The organism is Coprococcus sp. HCN-4056 (assembly GCF_037892645.1).
Taxonomy (GTDB): Bacteria; Bacillota; Clostridia; order Lachnospirales; family Lachnospiraceae; genus Coprococcus; species Coprococcus ammoniilyticus.
This window is the reverse complement of sequence record NZ_JBBKBL010000001.1, coordinates 552,220-574,761: the sequence shown is the minus strand read 5'-3', so window position 1 is coordinate 574,761 and position 22,542 is coordinate 552,220. Positions and strand designations below refer to the sequence as shown.

The window sequence follows — 22,542 nt, the reverse complement described above, 5'->3', positions numbered from 1 at the left end:
ATTTATGAAATACTGATGAATAATCAACATTCATTCTTTAAATCTGACCACAAAAAAAGAGCCGCCAGCGTTAATTGTCTGGCGACCCTTCTTTTTATCCGAAAATCTCAGGCAGACATTCTTCAGACTATAGCTTCTGAAAATATCTGTCCCTGCGCAGCAGGTACGAGATTAAAATTCTGGTTCGATCAATCCGTATGTATTACCCTTTCTCTTGTAGACAACATTTACTTCTTCTGTCTCTGCATTTCTAAATACATAGAAGTTATGTCCAAGCAGATCCATCTGGATGCATGCATCTTCCGGATACATAGGCTTTACTGCAAATCTCTTGCTTCTAACGATCTTAATCTCGTCATCTTCATCTGTTTCTTCTTCTACAAATGAATTCTGGAGATATGCTGCATTCTGCTCCTTGTCGATCAATTTCTTCTTATGCTTGTTCACCTGTCTCTCGATTACTTCTAGCACAAGATCGATCGATACATACATATCATCACTTACCTGTTCTGCACGAATGATATGTCCTTTCATAGGGATCGTAACTTCTATCTTCTGTCTGTCTTTCTCTACACTAAATGTAACCTGTGCAACAGCATCTTCTGCGAAATATTTCTCAAGCTTGGACAGCTTGTCATATACTGCATTCTTTAAACCTTCAGTAACATCGATGTTTTTTCCACTAATTATGTAATTCATGTTGCCCAACTCCTTCTTTTTCGGGTGTCCCCGAATTGATAGTCTTATTATAACATAAACCGCCATTTTTTCAAGTCATTTTAAACAAAAGGAAACCGTTTGCTTTTCATTTTTTAGTCAAATTAACAATTAATTTATATAATTTATGAAAACTACACAAATGCATATGTATCTTTTTTCTATCTCCCATATTTTCTTAATTTACAGTCTTGTATTCATCGAATGCAAAAAGAAAGCCGGTACATACCGTGAGAAACAAGAACCTGTTCACTCACCATGTACCGGCTTTTCTTCTATTCTGTTTATCCTTTATTGTCCAAGTAGTCTGACTGCCTTGATCGGAGTTCTGTAATTATATACAGATGTCTTGATTCCTGTTGCTTCTGTACTTGCATGTACGATCATGCCGCCACCTGTATAGATTCCAACATGTCCGATATCTCCGTCTGTTCCGTAGAATAACAGATCACCCGGTTCCAGCTCTGAAAGACTTACTTCTGTTCCGTAATAAGACTGAGCAGTTGCGGAATGTGGAAGTGAAATTCCAAAGTGTGCATATACGGATAATGTAAATCCTGAACAGTCAGCACCATTTGTAAGGCTTGTACCGCCATATACATAAGGATTACCAACAAACTGTAATGCATAATTTGCAAGATCTACACCAGTTGAACCACTGGATGGTACCGGATCCTCAGAAGGTGCTTCTGTAGGAGCTTCCGTCGGTGCCTCAGTTGGTGCTTCCGTAGGGGCTTCTGTTGGTGTCTCAGTTGGTGCTTCTGTAGGAGTCTCAGTCGAAGCTTCCGTAGGGGTTTCTGTTGCCTGCTGCTCTTCCTCCTGCTGCTTCTGCTGTTCTTCCTGCTGTCTTCTCAATTCTTCCTCTTCTGCTGCTCTTGCAGCTTCAGCCTCTTCTACCGAGATAGCCTTTACTGTATTATATGAAATTTCAACATAATCCGAACTTACATAACCGGCAGTCTCATCATCAACCTTTACTTCTGTCCAGCCATCTGCCTGACCGATTACTGAATATGATTCTCCACCAGGGATCATTGTAAGACATTCACTGTCTGCATCTGCCTCGGCACGTACATTCAAGGTTTCTGTTGTAACAGTTGCCAACTTGCTGCAATGTTCTTCTGCATAAGCACCTGCATCATCACCATATACAAGGAAATCGTTCTTTATGTATCCTTCACAGCTACCAGATGCAACCTTTGTCCATGTATCACCTTTTTCCTTTACAAGGGCAATACCATTTGCTCCAAGTGTTCCGACCAGTTCACCGTCTGCACTTGCTGTAGCACGGATATTAACCTCATCCGTTACAGTTGTAAGACACTTTCCTTCAAACTGTGGATACTTACAGGTTTTCTCTGCCGCTCCCGTTTCTGTTTCCTCTGTCGCAGCTTCTGTTGTTTTTTCTTCTTTCTTGGTACTCTTTTTTGATGTCTTCTTTGTCTCAGTCTTTGCTGTTTCTGTCTTAACTGTTTCAGAAGAAGCATCCGTCGGTGTACTTCCATCTCCGGCTGAAGCCGTTTCAAGCTGAACAGATTCTACATATCTGTCAAGCGCTGATGAGAGTCCGATCGTTGAATCATCATATATGTTATTTGCTTTGATCACGCCAAATGCCGTTGTAGCTGCCAGACTGACTGTTACTACCGCAACGGATATCTTTCTGGTTCCTTTGGACATCTTATTACCTCCCTGACATGGAAATGCCATGTCATCAAACATTTGTTACGAAATTGTTACATTTCTGGTTCATTATAACAACAATTCAAATGCTTGTCAACATGGCATTCCCGTGTTTTTGCTTGTTTTTCAGTGTTTTTTAAAAATTAAGATTTATTACATTTGTTACAAACTTAAGAAACAACTACTCCATCTTTGGCTTTTACTGTAACGATGGCACCTGTTTTTAATATCTGGGTCGCATTCTTTGCTCCGATGATAACCGGAACATCACGACTGAGGCCTACAATCGCAGCATGTGAATTTTTCCCATCCTTTTCACACACGATCGCAGATGCAGTCTTTAACTGTTCCATGATATTATTGCTGGTCTCTTTCATTACAATAATATCTCCCGGATTGTAATTTTTCTGAAGATCTTCTTCTGTTTCCGCTACACATAAAGGAGCACATACCGACTTCTCGTTTACAGAAGTACCTTTTACAAGGATATGTCCAACAACATGTACCTTGATCAGGTTGGTTGTTCCGGCAACACCAAGTGGAACGCCGGCAGTGATAACAACGATCTCTCCATCCTTGATGTAATGATTTCTCTTCGCAGCTTCTACAGAATGCTCAAACAGATCATCCGTATTATTCTCCTCTGCGATCAGAAGCGGCTGAACACCCCATGACAGATTTAACTGACGACATACCTTTTCAACCGGTGAACATCCGATGATCGGACATTTCGGTCTGTATTTAGAAATCATGCGGGCTGTTTTTCCTGATTTTGTTACGGTTACGATCGCTGCTGCGCCAAGACCGATTGCTGTTGTACAGGTTGCATGGGAGATTGCACTGGTGATATCCGGATTCTGGATATTTCCTCTCTCATAAAAACGTTTTGTATAATCAATATCTTCTTCTGCACGTTCTGCGATCTTAATCATGGTATGGAGTGCTTCTACCGGATACTTGCCTGCGGCTGTCTCACCGGAAAGCATGATCGCGCTGGTTCCATCATAGATTGCATTTGCAACGTCTGTTGCCTCTGCTCTTGTCGGTCTTGGGTTCTTGATCATGGAATCAAGCATCTGGGTTGCTGTTACAACCTGCTTGTCTGCATTGTAAACCTTCTTGATGATCATTTTCTGGATTACAGGAACATCCTCTAACGGAATCTCTACACCCATATCGCCACGTGCTACCATGATACCATCTGATACACGAATGATCTCGTCGATATTTTCCACGCCCTGCATATTCTCGATCTTGGAAATAATATTTATATTATCACAGCCATGCTCATCTAAAATCTTACGGATCTCCAATACATCATCTGCCGTTCTTACAAAGGACGCTGCAATAAAATCAAAGTCATTCTCAATACCAAATATGATATCTGCACGATCCTGCTCACTGATGTATGGCATGGACAGATTTACGCGTGGTACATTTACGCCCTTGTGATTGGATACCGGACCGCCATTTACTACACGACAGACGATCTTATTCTCGGATACCTGCTCTACCGTCATCTCGATCAGACCGTCATCGATCAGTATCGTATTTCCCGGTTTTACATCATTTACAAGATTCTTATATGTGATTGAAACCATCTTCTCATCACCTTCAACCTCATCGGTTGTAAGTGTAAATGTCTGCCCCGGCTTCAGTTCAATCTTTCCATTTTTGAAATCTTTTACACGGATCTCCGGTCCCTTTGTATCCAGCAGTGTTGCAACCGGAAGGTTCAGCTCTGTTCTGAACTTCATGATACGTTCCATGTTCCGTTTATGCTGTGCATGATCTCCATGTGAAAAGTTGAATCGGGCAACATTCATTCCCTCGATCATAAGCTTTCTCAAAATATCATCATCATCTGTTGATGGTCCTAATGTACATATAATTTTAGTTTTACGCATAATGCCTCCTAATTTGTTGTTTTTATACTAAGAAACTATTATCAGTCTCCATAATACTCTTCATCCGGCACATGATCTTCCTGTTCTCCCGCTTTTGTTTCCGGTTTCTCCGGTATCCGTAGGATCTCATCTGCATATAATTTGACTGCTGCGATCAGATAGACAAATGTTATGATCACACACAGAATATACAAAAATACAAATTGTCCCTTTAATACAAATCCTGCGATCAGGATCGCCGCTATAAACCACGGGGTTCTGATAAGTGTGGACGCCTTTACGATATCCGAAAAACCGATCTCATCACTGATACCAAATACATGCTTGAGTGCATTTATGATAAATCCCCATATCAGGGTTCCAACATAATAGACAAATATCAGCAATACCGCCAGCACAAGTGTAATCCCGATCAATAACGGAGTATCATATTTTCTTGTCAGATTTAATAATGTATCCTTATCATATACATCCCGCTTCTCGATCGAACGCAGGTGCGAATAAACACTGCTCCAACTGATCCTGGTCGGTGAATCATCGCTGTACAGCAGAATCTCCTGATTGCTGACCACTACCATCGTCTTATAATGTCCAACCTCAAGAAGTTCATCGATCTCATCTGATTCCGTATCGTAATCCGTAGAATCGATTCTGATATATGCTTCTCCCGGACGTTTTAATTCATACTGCTTCTTACAATAAAATCCGTCTTCACTTACACTGAAATATGCAATTCTGTCATCGATCGCATCTGCCAGGCGGTTATATCCGATCCTCTTGCTGACCGGCATATAAAATACTAACGTCGGAAGAATCACGCATACAAGGATCACCAACAAATGGATGGAAAACCATGTTGCACTTTTTCCTGTCTTAATATATTCTGCCGGGCGGGCCAGTCCTTTAAACATACCGCCTAATGCCCCAAAAAATCTTGTTTTTTTCTCCATATGATGTTCCTTTCATTTTTATTACCGTGTTGATTATAACACGTCATCAACTGACTTGGCACTACAAAAATGCTTTTTTTGTGCAAATTTCTGGTAAAGATTTTATCTGATCTTTTACCTGGTTTTTTCATAGTTCTTAAATTTCCCCAGATTATTGACATTTATATGTAAAAAAAATATTATAAATTAGTTAAGGATAAATAAAAATTGGAGGTTGCTTATCGTGAAAAAACTTATTACCACGGTATTGTGCAGTGCTGTCGCCGGTCTCACGATCTTCAGCGCACCTAAGATCGCCGGTCAGACCTATGCACAGTCACAATATGCGTACACAACAGTTTCTACCCAGTCATCCAACATTTCATATGCTGACGAGATTGATGAAATGGTAGAAACGGGAACATTTGACAGTTCTTCATTAACAAAGGAACAGATTGCCCTTATCAATAAAAAATACGGAGAAGATCCACAGGCAATTCAGGAGCTTCAGAAAAAATCTGACAGCATCAAGAATCCTTCTCTGGCTTCCATTGATACCAGCATCTATGCCCATGATGCACAGTTCAAGGGCTATGACATTATAAATGGTATTGATATCTCCCGCTGGCAGGGCAATATCGACTGGAAGAAGGTCAAGGCAGACGGAATTAATTTTGCTCTGATCCGTGTCGCACTCCGTACCACAGAATCCGGTGTGCTGGAAGCAGACGCATTATATAAGGAAAACATCGAAGGTGCTCTCGCCGCAGGACTGGATGTCGGCGTATATGTCTATTCCCAGGCGATCACAACGGCCGAAGCAAGAGCAGAGGCCAACTACACCATGAAGCTGATCAAAGGCTATAACATAAAGCTTCCGGTTGTTATGGACTACGAATACTACATCAATCATTCCGGCAGACTTGCACGGGCAAACTTAAGCCCTGCTGCCGCAACTACGATCTGTACTGCTTTCTGTGAAGAGGTAGAGAAAAATAATTACACCGCTATGGTCTATGCAAATAAATCTTTACTCACAGATGATGTATATGCAGATGTACTGGCAAAACGGTTCCCGATCTGGCTCGCCCAATATCCGGGATGGGATTCTGCAACCAACAGTGTGCATGCATCTTACGAAGGTAAATATTCCTACTGGCAGTACACATCTTCCGGCTCTGTAGCCGGCATCAGCGGTAATGTTGATATGAATTTCCGATACATCAAAAAACCGGAAGCCGTTAAGAATCTGCATATCACTTCAACTTCCATGCAGAAGGCATCCTTGAAATGGAATAAAGTACCGTATGTATATGGTTATAAGATCTATCGTCTTGACAAGAGCACAAATACATATAAGCATGTCGGAACGACAGTCGGTGCAAGCAATACTTCATTTACAGACAAGGGTCTGGAGGTAGAAACCTTATACAGTTACAAGGTACTTGCGTTCTACGGAACAAATTCCGGTGCTTACAACGGCGGAGAGTCCAATATCGTTCATGCCGCTACACAGGAAAAGAATATTGATAAGGTATCAATCGCCAAACGGGCAAAGGATTCTCTTACTTTAGAATGGACTCCGCAGACCGAAGTTTCCGGCTACCACATCGTACGTTTCAATCCGGCAACCGGTAAATACAAAACCGTTGCTTATGTAAAAGGAGCCAAAAACAATACTTACACAGATACCAAGCTGGCAAGCGGAACAACTTACACTTATAAAGTGCGTGCTTACTTTGAAGAAGGCAGCCGCCGCGCATTTTTCAAATACTCCTCTTCCATAAACGGAAACACCCGTCCCGGCCAGGCCACAGGTATAACTGCTTCCTCTACAAAGAATACCGTAACCGTTAAATGGAATGGTCAGATAAATGTTGCCGGCTATATCGTTTACCGTTTAAATGACAATGGTAAATGGGTACGCGTTAAAACGATCACAAATAAAAGCACAACCTCATATACAGATAAAAAATTAAGTGGCAATACCATTTACAAATACTGTGTTGTTGCTTACTACAAGAAATCCGGCAACAATGTCCGTACAGATCGTTCCAAAACAGTATCTATTATGACAAAACCGGCAAATGCCAGAAGCGTGTCCGTTATCCCATCCAAGAATAACTCTGTAAGTATTTCCTGGAAATCTTCTAAGAATATTTCAGGTTATCTTGTTTATATGAAAAACGGAACCACAGGTTCTTCCTGGAAACGGATTGCGAAATTATCTTCCGATAAGACTTCCTGGACACAGAAGGGACTGTCCGCAAACGGAACCTATAAATTCAAGGTTAAAACCTATTACCGCGGAAACGGTGCTACTTCGATCAGTGATGCAGCTACGATAACCGTTAAGATCCCACCGAAAAAGGTAACAGGAGTAGCTGTAAACAGCTACGGTTCCAAGCAGTTAATGACATGGAAGGCTCAGACAGATGCAGATGGGTATTATATCTATCGTTATACAAATAAAACAAAGAAGTATACAAAGCTAAAAACGATCACCAACTCCGCCGCTTCTTCTTATATTATCAATGAAGCCGGATCATCCAAATACAGCTATTGCATCGTTGCCTACAACAAGTCAAATGGAAAGGCTTACAAGGGAACCAGATCTGCACTTACCGCTAGTAAGAAAGGCAGCCAGAAGATGCAGGTTATATGCAGTGTCTTAAATGTAAGAAAAGGTCCCGGAACCGGATATGATATTATTCAGACAGTTTCTTATGGAACAGAGCTTACACTCAAAGGCTTATATCAGGACTGGTATCAGATTTCCTTCACAAAGGACGGTAGAACCTACAACGGCTATGTTTCAGCCGCTTATGTAAAATTGAAATAAGCAATAACCATATATAAAACGGCAGGAATGCATTCCAAGCACTCCTGCCGTTTATTTCTATTACTGTTTTTACTTATTTGCTGAGTCCGGAACAAACATATAACCAATCCCCCGGACAGTACGGATATATACCGAATCCTCTTCCAGCTTATCTCTCAATCGTTTGATATATACCGACAAGGTATTATCATCCACAAATGACTCATCGACATCCCACAACCGTTCGATCAACTGTCTCCGTGTCATAACCTGATTCTCATGAAGCGTCAGTTCCCGAAGCAAACGAAATTCACTTGGTGTACTGTCGATATTCCGTTCATTCCGGTAGATCTTATACTGTTTATTATCTAGTCTGGTGTGTCCGAAAATGAAATCTTCTCCTGCTTCATTTTCCAAATCTGTTTTTTTGATATTGTTATACCGTTGTCTTCTCAGGATCACAGAGATCCGTGTCAGCAGTTCCTTTACCCGATATGGTTTTGCTATATAATCATCTGCACCAAGCTCCAGTCCCTGCACCAGATTCACTTCATCTGATACTGCTGTAAGAAATATGACCGGAACATAATTATCTGCCTCACGGATCTCTCTGCAGAAATCATAACCATTTCCATCCGGTAGCATAACATCAAGCAGCACCAGATCGATATCCGGCTGCAGACACTTTCTCGCAGTCTTAAGATCCGAAGCATGCACCACTTCATAATGCTCTGTCTTTAATGTATATTCCGTCCCCATTGCCAAAGCAAAATCATCCTCAACTAACAGGATCTTCTCATTTGCCATTTCTCATACCCCTGTTCTATTTTATTCACGATCCAGTGCAAAGAAACACACCGCACTGACCAGACTGATAATGATACCTGCCAGAAACAGATAGAAGCCCAGCCGGTATCCTGCAAAGCCTTTATAGCCATTTTCCTGCATACTGCGTGTTGTTTCTTCCATAATCCCATGAATCGCCCGAATCGTCTTACTGTGTGTCAGCAGGAATAATTCAATACCGGAAAGAACAGCCGGTATAAAAAACATCAGATTGAAGATGTCCCAGGTATCCCGGTCTCCACGCAGATAGATCACAACCAGTACAATTCCGGCTATCCCGGTAAGGATTGCCAGATAAGGCAATATCCGGATAAACAGATTGATATCTCCCATCGCCTGATAACGGTCTGCAAGCTTTTTCAGATTTAAAAGCGGAAACCATTCCTTTACATCCTGATAATCCTTCATGGTAAACCGGTATCCTAGGAATGGGAAACATCCGGATATCAGGATCATAACCATCCCAGCCAGATACGTCAGGCTGAATTTATTTACCTTCATACACCCTCCATGCCAGCAATTATTTGATACGGAACGTCGCTTTTACATAACCATCTGCGAACAGCACATGATCTCTTCCGTCAAATGCCCACTTTAACTCTTCTTCTGCATAAGATGGCTCTACAAATTTAACATCAATTCTGGATACGTCCTCTGATTTTACAGCCGCTGTACGAAGAAGCAACATACCCTGAACAACCGGATGATCGGTCAGATGAATCTTATTCTGATCACCTGTCTCCTTGCTGAAGCTGTAAACCTCTTCTTTTGAAAATGTGTGGAACTCCTCTGCATTATCATATGATGCAGCCTCTACGCGCTTCAATTCCTTCTCTTTATCGGATGGCTTTACAAGTGTCACGGTAAATTTCTCTACCGGTATCTCTACGCCATCCACATAACCGAGGATCGGAAGGATGTACATAAATGCATTCTCCTTTACAGCCCCGAATTCATAGCGGATACTGTCTGCCTGCCCAGCCTGTTTCTTCTCTGCCATATATGAGATCTTGCCGATAAATGCTCCCTGATATGTCGATGCATCCATCTCTGTCATCTTTGTTCCTATCGCCATCATTCTGTCATAAATATTCATATTGTACCTCTTTCTTTCTATAATTATTAAAATCGCCTGATTTTCAATTAAATATATCTAAATAATTTTCCTGATCACATTTAAACCTGATTCTATGTTCCAATCATATTCATAATATATGTTTCTCTCAGAAAATTCAACAACCGGTAGTTTCATTTTAAAAGTCCATGCGGGTGCCGGACTCTGGTGCTCCAATCTCGTATCCCTGTTCACGGATCATCTGCAGGTCAGTTTCAAATGTGATTCCGGTCGTTGTCAGAAAGTCACCGCTGATCACGGCATTTGCCCCGGCACGAAGAGCTGCCTTGCCATTATCCGGCAAATAGGCTCTGCCTGCCGCCAGACGGATAAAGGTATCCGGAAGGATAAAACGAAAAACAGCCACCGTCCGGAGGAACTCCTCCTGCTTCATCGGCTCCTGATGTTCAAAATACGTTCCCGGAATCGGATTCAGCATATTGATCGGAACCGAGTCCACATCCAGCTCTCTTAACGAAAATGCCAGATCGATCCGATCCAAAAGCGTCTCTCCCAGTCCGATCAGTCCACCACTGCACACTTTCATACCAGCCGCCTTGGCTGCACGGATACTCTTTCTCTTATCATCTGACGTATGCGTCGTGCACAAGGTCTTAAAGAACGCATCCGATGCTTCCATGTTATTATGAACCATTGTCATACCAGCTTCATGAAGCTTTATGAAATCCTCCTCATCCAGCATACCAAGAGATGCGCAGACATGGATATCTGCTGTCTTCCTGATATCCTCCACATTCTGAACTGCCAGTGCTACCTCCCGTTTCGACAGCCGCCGTCCAACAGATACAAGCCCGTACCGGTAAGAACCACGGCTCTTATCCTGAACCGCTATATCGGTCAGGATCTGCTCACCCAGTACACATTCCGCCGGGACCTTCTCCTTTGCTCTGGTTGACTGTGCGCAGTACAGACAGTCCTCACCACACTGTCCAACCTTAACAGCCGCCACAGAACAGACATCGCAGACATTTCCACAGAAATGCAGTCGGATCCGGTCTGCCGCCTCAGAAAGCTCTGACAGATCTACATCGATAAGCAGCTCTGCTTCCTCCCTGCTGATACGATATCCATCCATTATCTTATGTTCCAATCTCTGAAGTTCATCCTTTGTCATAATTCATCATTGTCCTTTATTAAGAAATATTGCCCTTTTTAACCACACAGTGTATCCATTTTCATCCAATCTTTATTAATATACCATCTAAACAACATCTTGTGAACTACCCAATGTTCCGCATTGTCACGCCCGGCTTGTCCTCGCACCTGCCCACTTCCGGCTGTATATTACCCCGCTTCATGTCTGCCCTTCCCGGCTGGATCCTTTGCATATAAACTCGCATATTTTCTATGAATTGTACCTGCCTTATTTGCTCATGCTCCTGTGCAAACTCGCCTTTGGCTCAAACATGCACCCGCATTCGCTGGCAAGGTACAAGTTCATAACGAAAATATTGCTTTATGTTTATATGCAAAGGATCCAGCCGGGAAGGGCAGACATGAAGCGGGGCAATACACAACCGGGAGGAGCCGGGCGAAACCTTAAATCTCTTTTTTTCGGCATTATTCTCTTTTAAGTTTTTGTAAAATATAGTAGAATTATGGAGTATGGGGCCATTGGAAGGCGGACCCCTTTGGAGGTTATATCTATGATTAATATACTAGTAGTTGAAGACGAAAAACCTATTGCAAACCTGATCAAAATGAGTCTGACAAAGGCAGGCTATTCCTGTACCTGTATTTATGACGGACTTGCTGCCGCAGACATACTGGAAGAAACCCCTTTTGATCTGGTTCTGCTCGACATCATGCTTCCGGGTGCATCCGGCTATGATGTTCTTGAATATATCAAACCATTAAAAATACCGGTTATCTTTATTACCGCCAAAAACTCCCTGAACGACCGCGTCATGGGGCTGAAGATGGGAGCCGAGGATTATATTGTAAAACCATTTGAGATCGTTGAGCTTCTTGCAAGGATTGAAGTTGTTCTCCGGAGATATAATAAGCTGAATACAACGATCACCGTCCGCGATCTTGTTATTGATACAATTGCGATGAGCGTCACGAAAAATGGAAAAGAGATACCACTGACAAATAAGGAATATGAGCTGTTATTGTTATTTGCACAAAATCCGGGAGTTGCCCTCTATCGTGAAACGATATATGAACGCATCTGGGGTGGTGACTATCCTTGTGACAGCCGAACGGTTGCTCTTCATGTCCAGCGTATGCGAAAAAAGCTTGGACTGGAAGACTGCTTAAAGACCATCAACAAGATCGGATACCGTCTGGAGATCTAAAAAGGAGTTTCTATGAAATTTAAGCATAAACTTGTATTATGTATGGTTGCACTTCTGGGACTGTCCTTCGGTCTCGGAGGAACCATGCTGATCCACCGATCATTCAAATCTTCGTTATCCTCCACGATCGACAGTGACCTGCAAAATTATGAGAGTATTCAGAGCACTCTGCTGATCGCTGTTGATACAAATTCTGTGTCATCTTATATCGACATGTCTAATATCATCAACCAGTTTTCCGCTCAAGGCAACTCCAACCGTAAGAATATCATTCTTCGAAATTCGGATATGGAAGTCGTAAGCATCATGAATTCATCCTCTACATATAAAGAAATGAAACCGTCAGATGAAAATATCTGTAATTCGATCATTTGGAGAGAAAAGGATAACTACTATCTGCAATTATGCAGCTCCATGGATATCAATACAGAAAATCTGGACATCTCACAGATGGACATTGTCTATGACATCACTTCCGTATATGCCGCCCGCGCACAGGAACAGAATACATTTCGTCTGCTGTTGATCGCGATCTTTGTTGTCGGAAGTATCACATCCATGATTGCAGCCAGCCTGCTGACAAAACCGCTGGAAAAATTATCATCACTTGCACAACATATCTCCCACGGAGATTACTCTGCCCGTCTGCACATCCACTCCGGTGATGAGATCGAGGAACTGGCAAATGATTTCAACAATATGGCAGATACCATCGAAGATAATATCTCAGAGCTTCATTTCTCTATGGAAAAACAGGAACAATTTATGGGAAGCTTTGCTCACGAATTAAAAACTCCTATGACCTCGATCATCGGTTACGCCGATCTTCTGCGAAGCCAGAACATGAGTGAGGATGAAACAAACGAAGCTGCTAACTATATCTTCTCAGAAGGAAAACGTCTGGAAAGTTTATCTTTAAAATTACTGGATCTTCTGGTTGTAAAAAATCAGGAAACCATATTATCACCAACCGATCCTTCCCTTGCGATCCGGAATGTGATCAACATCATGAAGCCGGAGCTTGCAAAAGAACATATCACTTTGAAATCAAGCTGCCGTAAGGGCTGCTGTATGATGGACATCGACCTGTTCCAGTCTCTGATCATCAATATTATTGACAATGCCAGAAAAGCAATCGATGACAACGGTATCATCCATGTAGCGGGAACCGTGCGGGATGACAACTATGTGATCATTATCAAGGATAACGGACGTGGAATGCCGCCGGAAGAGATCACTCGAATCAGTGAGGCCTTCTACCGCATCGATAAATCAAGGTCCCGTGCACAGGGTGGAGCCGGTCTTGGTCTTGCAATCTGCAGTAAGATAGCAGAGATCCATCAGGCAAAGATCAAATACAAGAGCGCTGTTGGGCGTGGTACCGTGGTCACAATATCATTACCAAATGTAAAGGAGGCATCTGAATGAGCAACGAAGAAAAGAAAGAACCCGTCATTGCATCCTATGAACTGACTGCAGCCCATAAAGAAGAGGATGATATCTCCGAATCTGAAGTAAATGATATGATAAACGAAAGCGAAGAAGGTACTGTTTCCTCTACTGAACATACAGGAAAAGCACACGGCATTCTTCATTTCCTGTACAAGAATCTTCTCTGGTTTATAATATGCATTGCAATTTTTATGATCTGCATCATTGCCTCGAATCTGTATTTTCGTATTCAGGACAGGAAAACATTGAATTCCATATCCAGCCATGAGATCAGTCCGAACAATCTTGATGTAACAAATAAACTGACACTACTCGAGAAAATCAATATCATAAACGAAGAATGTTACTACACTGATCTGAACTTTGATTATACGGACAAACATTCCTACAGTGAGATCCATGATATAACCGTAAATGAACTGACGTCGTATTTCTCCGATTATTTCTCCTGTGATTTTACTGTAAATGGTATCTATGAAATGTATATATCCAAATATCTTGCAACGTCAGATGAAAATTCTTACCGCAGTTTTACAATATGGGTGGTTAATATCTACTATTTTGGATTTGAAATGAATTGCTTTCTGGATTATGACACAAACAAACTGATTACATTTACAATGAATCTGGACCCTAATTCTAACACTTTCTATAACGAAGAAAGTCTGGTAGAATTGGAATATTACAATGATTATATACTTCCACTGTATAACTTTTTAGGAAGCCATGTCGGTAACTCAACTACGTTCAGTGACACTTGTTTCGATACTCTATACGATATATTAGTCTCTTATTATGAGCTCAACTTGGAGAAAGGATCTGGAAGCGGTGCAGGTATGACTCCAACAGAGATACCGGATTCTGATCTGCAGCTATTTGAAAAGCTGACAGGAACACCTATGACTGCTCATACCTATTATACTTACACTACTGAGATTAGTATGGAATCAGAAGTCGATACAACAGAAGAATACAACTTTTATATGAAAAACGGATTGTTCTTCTACCAGATGAATCGATATTTTTATAATTAACAGATGCTTAATACTTCTTTAGAAGAAATATGCAGAATTGATGCATTTTTTTGCAGGTTATGATGCATCCATCCTTTATAGTAACATCATCAAGACAAGGGATGGTGCTTATGAAGTATTCAAGCAGAGAACAGAACAGGATTGAGTGCAGCACATTTTTTAAGACAGAGAGGTCTTTTACACGCTGCAATTATCTCAAAGTTAAGTTTGGTATCTTTGCCATATGTTGTTTTATTTTGTTTGTTGCCATTTTGCTCAAAGGTACCATCCTATAATCTCTTGAGCCCCCTCATATTTCAGACTAGCTCCAGATGCGTTTCCCGGCATCTGGAGTTTTTCATTGTTTCTTATCATCTGCCTGCTCTTTTAATCTGCCCTGACGTTCCAGCTTATACTGTGTCTGCCGCTTTTTCGCAGCGATCCGTTTCTGCAGCTTTGCTGCCTCCCGTTCCACTGAACGATCCGGCAGTATCCCACACGCTTCCAGTGCTCTTGGCCAGGGGCCAAAATAGGATTTGACCGCAGCAACCTCTTCCACCGTGAAGTCTGATTTTTTCGGATACCGTTCCAGTTGTTTATATGCATCACGCAGCATTTCCATACAGTTTTCTTTTGTCAGATCGTTTTCTGCCATAATCAGCTTTCCTCTTTCCTGTATTTCCCTACAGCTATATGCTATATCTGTCTTCATAGATTATCTTCTATACCATACAATGTTTCCCGGTATATTGCAAATACCGGCTGCCACCCGTTCGTTTTAAAACGCTTCCGGATAGTAGCCGGTATTCCTTTTACTGACAGATCAATGTTTGTCCGTAATACATATCACCTTACGGCTTCATGTATCTTTTTTATTATTTTGTCTTTACAGACGTCTTACCACTGTAAACACTGTAGAACTTCTTTCCATTGATCTTCTTATATGCTCTTACCTTGACATAATATTTCTTACCCTTTTTCAGGTTCTTGATCACAGCACTTGACTTCTTGCTGCTTACATATGTACTCTTTGCATTCTTGAATGCTTTATTTGTTGCATATGTGATCTGGTAACCACTTGCACCTGATACCTTCTTGTAAGAAACCTTGATTGCCTTGGTCTTATATGCAGCAGCCTTCTTTACAGTCGGTGTTGCAGGTACAACAATCAAGGTGATCGTTCCTGTACTCTTCTTGTAATTTGCTGTTGCTGCGGCTGTTACTTTGATCTGTACCTTACCTGGCTTCTTTGCGGTAACAAAGCCGGTCTTCTTATTTACAGTTGCGATCTTCTTATTAGAAGATGTATAAGTAACCTTGCCCTTTGCAGAAGCCTTCATCTTCACATACTTACTGTATGCATATACTGTCTGCTTCTGGATCGTCTGTGATGCTTTCTTGATCACAAATGTGCTTTCTACTTTACCGGTATAGTTGCCCTTACCGGTAATAACTACCTTTGCGATTCCTGCATTCTTGTTATTTGAATATGCTACAGAATAATCATCGGTTGATAATGCCTTGCCGGATACTGTAACCTTTACAGCCGGTTTCTGTGCCTTACCTGTATATGTAACACTTGGAACTGTTACAACAGTGTTTTTGGCAGTCAGTGTAACCTTCTGATCCGGAATCTCTGTAGTTGGCTCTTCTGTACTTGGTTTCTCTGTTGTCGGTTCTTCTGTAGTTGAATCAGAAGAATCTTCTGTTGTCTTATCAGGATCTTCTGTATCCGCCTTTTTCTTAACAGTCAGACGAACTACTGTTTCTGCAGCTTCGTAATTTGCTGTTCCGGCAGTCTTGATCGTAATATCTGTAAATCCTGCTGCCTTTACTGTTACAAGACCTGTATCATCGATCTCTGCAACTGCAGGTGCCGATGAAACGAATGTCAATGTACCATGACCATCGGCTGCAAGAACAAACGGATCTGTACCTTCTGTTACCTCTATGCTCTTAGATGCAACCTGGATTTCCTGTTTTGCCTTCACAATTTCAAATGTAACTGTCTGTGAACCTGCATATCTTCCATCGATTCCACGAATCGTTGCTGTAGCCTTTCCGACAGATACACGCTGTCCTGAAACCGTATAATCAACATCCTTTACAAGCTGATATGTGCCATCTGTGATTGTAAGTTCCGGTACGATCACCTTTCCGGTATATTCTACAGAAGCAACCGGAGCAATTGTTGCCTTGCTCAGATCTCCCATAACTGTAACCTTAAAGGAAGCTGTAGCTGCCAGATAATTGTCACTCTCCGGTGCTGTAATTGTAATAACTGCTGTTCCGATACCATTGATCTGAAGCTTGCCATCTTCTGTTACTGATACAACAGCTTCTTTATCAGATGATAATACAGGAGTTGTCTTTGCTCCTGCTGCAACTTCGATATCTGCCTTCTGTCCGTATACGACCTTCCGGTCTTCCGGTACATTTGTGATCTGCTGTTCTGCTTTCTTGATCTCGAAGGTTGTCTGAACCTGTCCGGAGAATTCGCCCTTACCTGTTACCGTACAGGTAGCTGTTCCGGCATTCTGCGCATTTTCAAATACGACATCATAGTTTTCTTCTGTTATCAGATTACCGTTTACATATACCTTTACTTCCGGTTTTAATTCTTCTCCGGTATAAACTGCATCTGCAACTACTACCTTTGTATTTGCATCTGTCAATGCCTTTTCTGTCTCTGCTGCCGCAGTGATCTTGTACCATGCAGTTCTGCCTGCTCCGGATGTTACATGACACAGCACTCCATCTGTCAGATCCATAACATCGGAAAGTCCATCAACTGTTACATAATGTGAATCTGCCTCTGTCTTGTAGCTGACTGGCAGAGCTGTAAGGTCTGTGTCCTTGAATAAATCTACGTTTACAATAAATGGATCATTCTCTGTACCGGTTCCGGCAAGTTCTTCTCCATTCATCCTATAAGTAATGATCTGATTCCACTGAGCATCGTATGTAGATGATACCTCAAAGTTCATCTGACTACTTCCAATTATAAGCTCTTTCAATGTTGGAAGGCCTGAATATGCAGATGCAACATCGCCACCTGTAAGCTGATAGTGGAATTCTAATACATCTCCATCCTGGATCGTTGTAGCTGATAAGCCCATATTGGAGAAATCATCTTTGTTGTATGAGAACATCCATCCTGACATCGTATATTCAGCCTGAACTGTCAGTCCATTGATGGATTCCATATATGGTCCATATCCTGTATCTGCCAGAACATATGGAATGTTGTTCTCCTTTAACGCCTTCTCAACAGCATCCACTGCAGTCGCTGCATCAACTTCTACGTCATCAAGGATCACACCATTTTCAGATGCACCCTTAATTCCCGCTGCTGTTGCTGTATAGTCATATACACCGACTTTAACATGCTTCTGATCAGCAACCGCTGCCTGTAATTCTTTATAAAGATCTACAAATGTCTGATCTTCTGCTGATAACGGAACATTTGCAAGCACATTGATAACTGGAGCTATACGATCCAGCGTATCCTTATCAGCTTTCTTTGAAACTGTTTCTGCTGTCAGCTTCTTTACTGCTGCTATATCTGCAGGAGATACATATACTGCCTGATCCTCTGTAAATGTGCTGCTTGCTTCATCTGCACATGAATAAACAGAATCAGATAATGTCATATATGCTGACTGTCCTGCAAATATTGTCTGTTCCTTTGTCTGGCTGGTACTCAGAATTTCTCCGCCACTATAACAACCTGACATCTCTACGCCTGCGTTGTTTGCTGCCTTGCCTTTAAAGCATCCGGCAATTCCACCTACATTTGTCTGACCAGATACCGAACCGGCATTATAGCAGTCAATGATCTTACCGGCAGGTGCTTTTGAACTGGCTTCATTATGAATACCAAGAATACCACCTACGTTATTCTTTGCTATAACCGTTCCATAATTTGAGGAATTCTTGATTGTAACATTTCTATTTGTCATTGCACCAAGAATACCACCTGCACAACTGCCATTTTTAGCAGTGATCGTGCCGTAATAGCTACAGTTGTCAATCACATTTGTACTGGTATCTGAATTTGCTCCGCAATATCCAACGATACCACCTGCATAAACATAATTTGAAGTTCCTGTAAATGTGATATTAACCTTTGAAACACAATTTGAGATCAATACATTTTTTCCTGCATTTTCCTTAAGCATACCTGCAATTCCGCCGGCATGTGTTGCTGTGCTTGCAGAAATATTTCCTTCTACTGTCAGATTCTTGATCTGACCTGTTACTGATCCAAATAAGCCGGCATCCTGAACATTGTCCACATACAGATTCTTGACTGTATGCCCCTGTCCATCAAATGTTCCTGCATAACCATAACTTGAGCTGTTCGGTTTGACAGGGGTCCACTTATATCCTGCAAGATCGATATCTGCAGTCAGAACCGCATTGATCGTGTATTTTGTCTTTACTTCATTTGCAAACCAGTAAAGTTCTGCTCCGGTTCCAATCTGGTATACACCATCTGACTGTTTCGGTTCAGTCATAGTCTGTCCATCCCACGCCTGAGCATCGGCAGGTGTCAGACGGATCGTCTTTGTAATACTTTCTGTATCCGCCGGAATCTCAATCGTTCCTGTCTTATATATATAACCTGATGCACAAATGATATATGAATATGTTTTTCCTACAAATCCCTTGAAAACTCCATCCGTTACTTTTGTTTCTTTCTTATCTTCATCTAAGATCTGAATTGTATAATCTGTAACCGGTTTTTTCGTCTGACTGTCTGTTATATTCAATGTTACCGGTACGAAATCAGAAGCTACAAGCTTGAATTCTACATCCGGAAGATTACACATATAAGCGGTATGACGGCTGGCTGCCATCTGTACCGGTACACCTGTGTCATGCCGAACTGCCCGATGAGAACCGTACGGTGAACCATAAGCACTCCATCCACCTATTCCGTTTTTCAGACATCCTGTCAGATGGAATGTATCACCTGCAAAATAAGTCGGGATCGTAACCGTAATCGTCTGTGAAGCTGGTGTTGATGCAAACATATACTGGTTTAGTTTTCCAACATATTCTGTTCCTGTTGTGTCAAAAAAGCAGATTGCTGCATCCATATTATACACACCTGCTAATTTACTGGCAGGATTGTATAAGCCATTATAAGAACGCTTACCGTCTTCACTTCTTTCTCCATAGCTGATCTCAATGGAATCACCTGCTGTCAATTCATCTGCGGTTATTTCATTTCCATCTGCATCTTTATATTTGTATGATACTGCAACTTCTTTTGCACGTATCACCTGATAAGTACTGACACCATTCTTTGTAACTTTAACAATATTTGGTCCTTCTGTAAGCCCTGCGACTGTATAACTGCCATCTGAATTTCTTGTGATGTTCTTTGCAGAAAATCCGCCGTATGTCAGCTTATTGTCTATAATCTCCGGACGAAGGACAGATACGGATACTCCACTCTCCGGTGTAAATGTATACTCAGCTCCATCTGTTCCTGCCTCATAATAAAGAACATCCAGCTGTGCATCCAGTCTGTCGCCAGTTACTTTTTCCTCTTTTTTATTTTTACCTTCATTTATGGTCATGTTGGTCTGAATAGCTGTGCCATCCTTATCAACAGTAACCACTACAACACCGGTGTTTTCAGGCCATATTGCACTAAACTTGGTATACTTCGTATATCCCTGCATATTAATCTGTGCATCGTAGGTCACAAGCAGAATTGCTGTTCCTTCGGATTTCGCCTGAATCTCCGCTATTTCTGAATGTGCTCCCGGTGTAACTGTGATCACATCATTTGATGGATTTCCATTCTCATCAATAACCGTGTAATGATAATCCGGTTCTGCACTCTTAGCATTCGAAGTACCTTCGATCGCCTGCCAATTACGGAAACATTCCAGACTGTATGTCTCACCCTTCTTCATAGAAAGGTATCCATGTTCATCTGATGTAAGATAAATATCTGCTACATCATACTTATTCTGAGACATATCATGATATATAGTATCCGGATTAAAAGAATCATCCCCGATATACATATCCGCCTTACTAACCATATAATCTGCATCTTTATTGGTAGAGAACCAATCCCAGTAGGTAACACCACCGGCACCTGTCACACGATAGTAATATGTAATACCAGCTCCGACAGTAAATTCATATGTCTCATATCCCGGCTCTTTGGCTTCTATCTTTGTTCCCGGTTCATCTTTATAAATATAATATGTAGACAATGTTCCAAGTCTAAGTTCTGCTCCTTCCGGGAATGTCACACTTACTTTTCTGGCTTCCGGTGCACTGATCGAATACCCATATGAACTGTTTGCTGTAAGTGTTTTTGAAACTGTCTTTTCTATATAATTCTGTGCATGGTCTCCCTTAGGTGTTACAGTTACAGATACCATATCCGCATAATAAAAAGGCACTGCATACTGAGCTGCTTTCTGACTTGTTTCCGCCTGCATCAAACCAAGTGTAGCATGACGATCAACATTATCAGGAGATACTACCTTTACATTAAAAGTAAAATCTTCTCCTTCTTGCCAAAATTTTCCACTGCTGGCATCCTTATTTGTACATGCAATACCTGACAGACTATATACTGCATATGACTGCTCTGCTTCATCGGTTACGATCAGGTCAATTGAACCCATATCAACTTTATTAGTACCACTCATTTTATATGTTGATAAGCGATAAGTACCTTCTGCAAGCTTCACTGTGTATACATAATTACTATCCGGATCTCCAGCCGCCACTGTATTTCCATCTGCATCTGTAAGTGTCATATATGGAACACTGCTGTTCATCTTGATCGATACCTGTTTTTCTCCTAATGCTTTGATCTTCTTTACAGCAGCTGCTACATCATCTGCTGATGCATCCAGATCTGCCATAACTGCCTGAAGTTCTGCATTTAATGAGGCATCCTTTGCGATCTCTTCTTCATTCTCTGCATAAAGTGTATATAACTCTGTCTTGTCTTGGGTTACATAATATGCTTCATAGCCTTCAAATCCACATCCAATATCTGCTCCATAACCGGCAAGTGTAAACTGCCAACGGAGAACATTGGTATCTGCCCCGGTTCCCTGATCTACAAGATATGCGCCTGCGCTTGTATTGCAAGGCACATTATCAACTGTGATCATCCAGCCGGACCATGATGTGTAATCATGTTCTGCAAGGTCTGTACCTGTCTTCTCCTCCAGTTCCAGATCATTTCCATTGTTACGTGTCTTATATGCATCCAAGAGTGCTGTTGGAACTTTTACAGTTCCTTTATCAATGCCTTTGATATTTGCCAGATAAAAGTTGCTGTCATTATAGGCACTTGATCCTGCAGGCTTTGTCTGAAGTCCTGCTTTCTTGAAAAATGCATAAGTTGCCTGTGAAACGGTCAATTTAGACAGATCAATGTCTATCCCTTCCTGTTTCCAGACATTTCCAATCTCTTCATAAGACATACGGGTCGGTGTGATATAAAATCCCTGTCCGATCGTAAAGCCCTCAAGAGACAGCACAACATATTTTGTGCTATAATCGGTCGTACTTTCATCTTCTTCCGCTGCCGCAACATTCTGAATACCATAACCTGCATTTACTGCAAATGGCACGAATAAAACTGCGCACGCAAATAAAAACGAAAGCACCAGTGTCCTGATTCGTTTCATTCGTTTCGATTCCTTTCTTCTATTGTATATTTTTTTATAAGCTGGGAATTAAATCTT

14 protein-coding genes are annotated in these 22,542 nt (G+C 41.6%); 4 read left to right on the top strand and 10 right to left on the bottom strand.

Translation table 11 applies throughout. The annotated features are described in order from the left end of the window. Window positions 1-171: 171 nt before the first annotated feature. From hpf to WKT03_RS02360, 4 genes are all read right to left on the bottom strand, one after another. Entirely contained in the window at window positions 172-699 is a 528-nt protein-coding gene (hpf, locus tag WKT03_RS02375; RefSeq protein ID WP_340390866.1) for a ribosome hibernation-promoting factor, HPF/YfiA family, read from the bottom strand. 309 nt (window positions 700-1,008) lie between these two features. Next, the gene (locus WKT03_RS02370; protein WP_340390865.1) at window positions 1,009-2,397 is read right to left on the bottom strand and encodes a C40 family peptidase; all 1,389 of its coding nucleotides are present in this window, start codon (window positions 2,395-2,397) and stop codon (window positions 1,009-1,011) included. A gap of 173 nt (window positions 2,398-2,570) precedes the next feature. Further along, complete coding sequence (gene pyk / locus WKT03_RS02365; RefSeq protein WP_340390864.1) at window positions 2,571-4,307, bottom strand: pyruvate kinase; 1,737 nt, start codon at window positions 4,305-4,307, stop codon at window positions 2,571-2,573. Between the two features lie 41 nt (window positions 4,308-4,348). After that, window positions 4,349-5,257, bottom strand: a complete 909-nt coding sequence (locus WKT03_RS02360) for a hypothetical protein (RefSeq protein WP_340390863.1) — start codon at window positions 5,255-5,257, stop codon at window positions 4,349-4,351. Between the two features lie 223 nt (window positions 5,258-5,480). Between WKT03_RS02360 and WKT03_RS02355 the strand changes: the two genes are divergently transcribed. Then, complete coding sequence (locus WKT03_RS02355; RefSeq protein ID WP_340390862.1) at window positions 5,481-8,078, top strand: GH25 family lysozyme; 2,598 nt, start codon at window positions 5,481-5,483, stop codon at window positions 8,076-8,078. A 69-nt stretch (window positions 8,079-8,147) separates the two neighbouring features. On the opposite strand, the gene WKT03_RS02350 is transcribed toward WKT03_RS02355, so the two are convergent. The 4 genes from WKT03_RS02350 to bioB form a co-directional block, all read right to left on the bottom strand. Beyond that, complete coding sequence (locus WKT03_RS02350) at window positions 8,148-8,864, bottom strand: response regulator transcription factor (RefSeq protein ID WP_021943115.1); 717 nt, start codon at window positions 8,862-8,864, stop codon at window positions 8,148-8,150. 21 nt (window positions 8,865-8,885) lie between these two features. After that, complete coding sequence (locus WKT03_RS02345; RefSeq protein ID WP_340390861.1) at window positions 8,886-9,404, bottom strand: hypothetical protein; 519 nt, start codon at window positions 9,402-9,404, stop codon at window positions 8,886-8,888. 19 nt (window positions 9,405-9,423) lie between these two features. Continuing rightward, a complete protein-coding gene (locus tag WKT03_RS02340; RefSeq protein WP_340390860.1) occupies window positions 9,424-9,999 on the bottom strand; it encodes a hypothetical protein in 576 nt (191 codons plus the stop codon). Window positions 10,000-10,156: 157 nt separating this feature from the next. Next, a complete protein-coding gene (gene bioB / locus WKT03_RS02335; RefSeq protein ID WP_340390859.1) occupies window positions 10,157-11,152 on the bottom strand; it encodes a biotin synthase BioB in 996 nt (331 codons plus the stop codon). A 532-nt stretch (window positions 11,153-11,684) separates the two neighbouring features. Here bioB and WKT03_RS02330 point away from each other — a divergent pair. Genes WKT03_RS02330 through WKT03_RS02320 form a run of 3 tightly spaced genes read left to right on the top strand, consistent with a single transcriptional unit; the run spans window position 11,685 to window position 14,824 of the window. Then, window positions 11,685-12,338: a response regulator transcription factor gene (locus WKT03_RS02330; RefSeq protein ID WP_262528817.1), complete on the top strand. Its 654-nt coding sequence runs from the start codon at window positions 11,685-11,687 to the stop codon at window positions 12,336-12,338. A gap of 12 nt (window positions 12,339-12,350) precedes the next feature. After that, entirely contained in the window at window positions 12,351-13,766 is a 1,416-nt protein-coding gene (locus WKT03_RS02325; protein ID WP_117784707.1) for a sensor histidine kinase, read from the top strand. After that, complete coding sequence (locus tag WKT03_RS02320) at window positions 13,763-14,824, top strand: hypothetical protein (protein WP_173789221.1); 1,062 nt, start codon at window positions 13,763-13,765, stop codon at window positions 14,822-14,824. Before WKT03_RS02325 ends, WKT03_RS02320 begins: the two co-directional genes overlap by 4 nt. A 337-nt stretch (window positions 14,825-15,161) precedes the next feature. On the opposite strand, the gene WKT03_RS02315 is transcribed toward WKT03_RS02320, so the two are convergent. Together WKT03_RS02315 and WKT03_RS02310 are read right to left on the bottom strand one after the other, a co-directional pair. After that, window positions 15,162-15,458, bottom strand: a complete 297-nt coding sequence (locus tag WKT03_RS02315) for a homing endonuclease associated repeat-containing protein (RefSeq protein ID WP_262528824.1) — start codon at window positions 15,456-15,458, stop codon at window positions 15,162-15,164. A gap of 220 nt (window positions 15,459-15,678) precedes the next feature. Continuing rightward, window positions 15,679-22,485 (bottom strand): DUF4430 domain-containing protein, encoded by a 6,807-nt coding sequence (locus WKT03_RS02310; protein WP_340390858.1) that lies wholly within the window; start codon window positions 22,483-22,485, stop codon window positions 15,679-15,681. Window positions 22,486-22,542 lie beyond the last annotated feature (57 nt).

Bases quoted from the DNA above. Each gene is read 5' to 3' on its own strand.
- hpf (WP_340390866.1), bottom strand. From the start codon at position 699: ATGAATTACATAATTAGTGGAAAAAACATCGATGTTACTGAAGGTTTA.
- WKT03_RS02370 (WP_340390865.1), bottom strand. From the start codon at position 2,397: ATGTCCAAAGGAACCAGAAAGATATCCGTTGCGGTAGTAACAGTCAGT.
- pyk (WP_340390864.1), bottom strand. From the start codon at position 4,307: ATGCGTAAAACTAAAATTATATGTACATTAGGACCATCAACAGATGAT.
- WKT03_RS02360 (WP_340390863.1), bottom strand. From the start codon at position 5,257: ATGGAGAAAAAAACAAGATTTTTTGGGGCATTAGGCGGTATGTTTAAA.
- WKT03_RS02350 (WP_021943115.1), bottom strand. From the start codon at position 8,864: ATGGCAAATGAGAAGATCCTGTTAGTTGAGGATGATTTTGCTTTGGCA.
- WKT03_RS02345 (WP_340390861.1), bottom strand. From the start codon at position 9,404: ATGAAGGTAAATAAATTCAGCCTGACGTATCTGGCTGGGATGGTTATG.
- WKT03_RS02340 (WP_340390860.1), bottom strand. From the start codon at position 9,999: ATGAATATTTATGACAGAATGATGGCGATAGGAACAAAGATGACAGAG.
- bioB (WP_340390859.1), bottom strand. From the start codon at position 11,152: ATGACAAAGGATGAACTTCAGAGATTGGAACATAAGATAATGGATGGA.
- WKT03_RS02330 (WP_262528817.1), top strand. From the start codon at position 11,685: ATGATTAATATACTAGTAGTTGAAGACGAAAAACCTATTGCAAACCTG.
- WKT03_RS02325 (WP_117784707.1), top strand. From the start codon at position 12,351: ATGAAATTTAAGCATAAACTTGTATTATGTATGGTTGCACTTCTGGGA.
- WKT03_RS02320 (WP_173789221.1), top strand. From the start codon at position 13,763: ATGAGCAACGAAGAAAAGAAAGAACCCGTCATTGCATCCTATGAACTG.
- WKT03_RS02315 (WP_262528824.1), bottom strand. From the start codon at position 15,458: ATGGCAGAAAACGATCTGACAAAAGAAAACTGTATGGAAATGCTGCGT.
- WKT03_RS02310 (WP_340390858.1), bottom strand. From the start codon at position 22,485: ATGAAACGAATCAGGACACTGGTGCTTTCGTTTTTATTTGCGTGCGCA.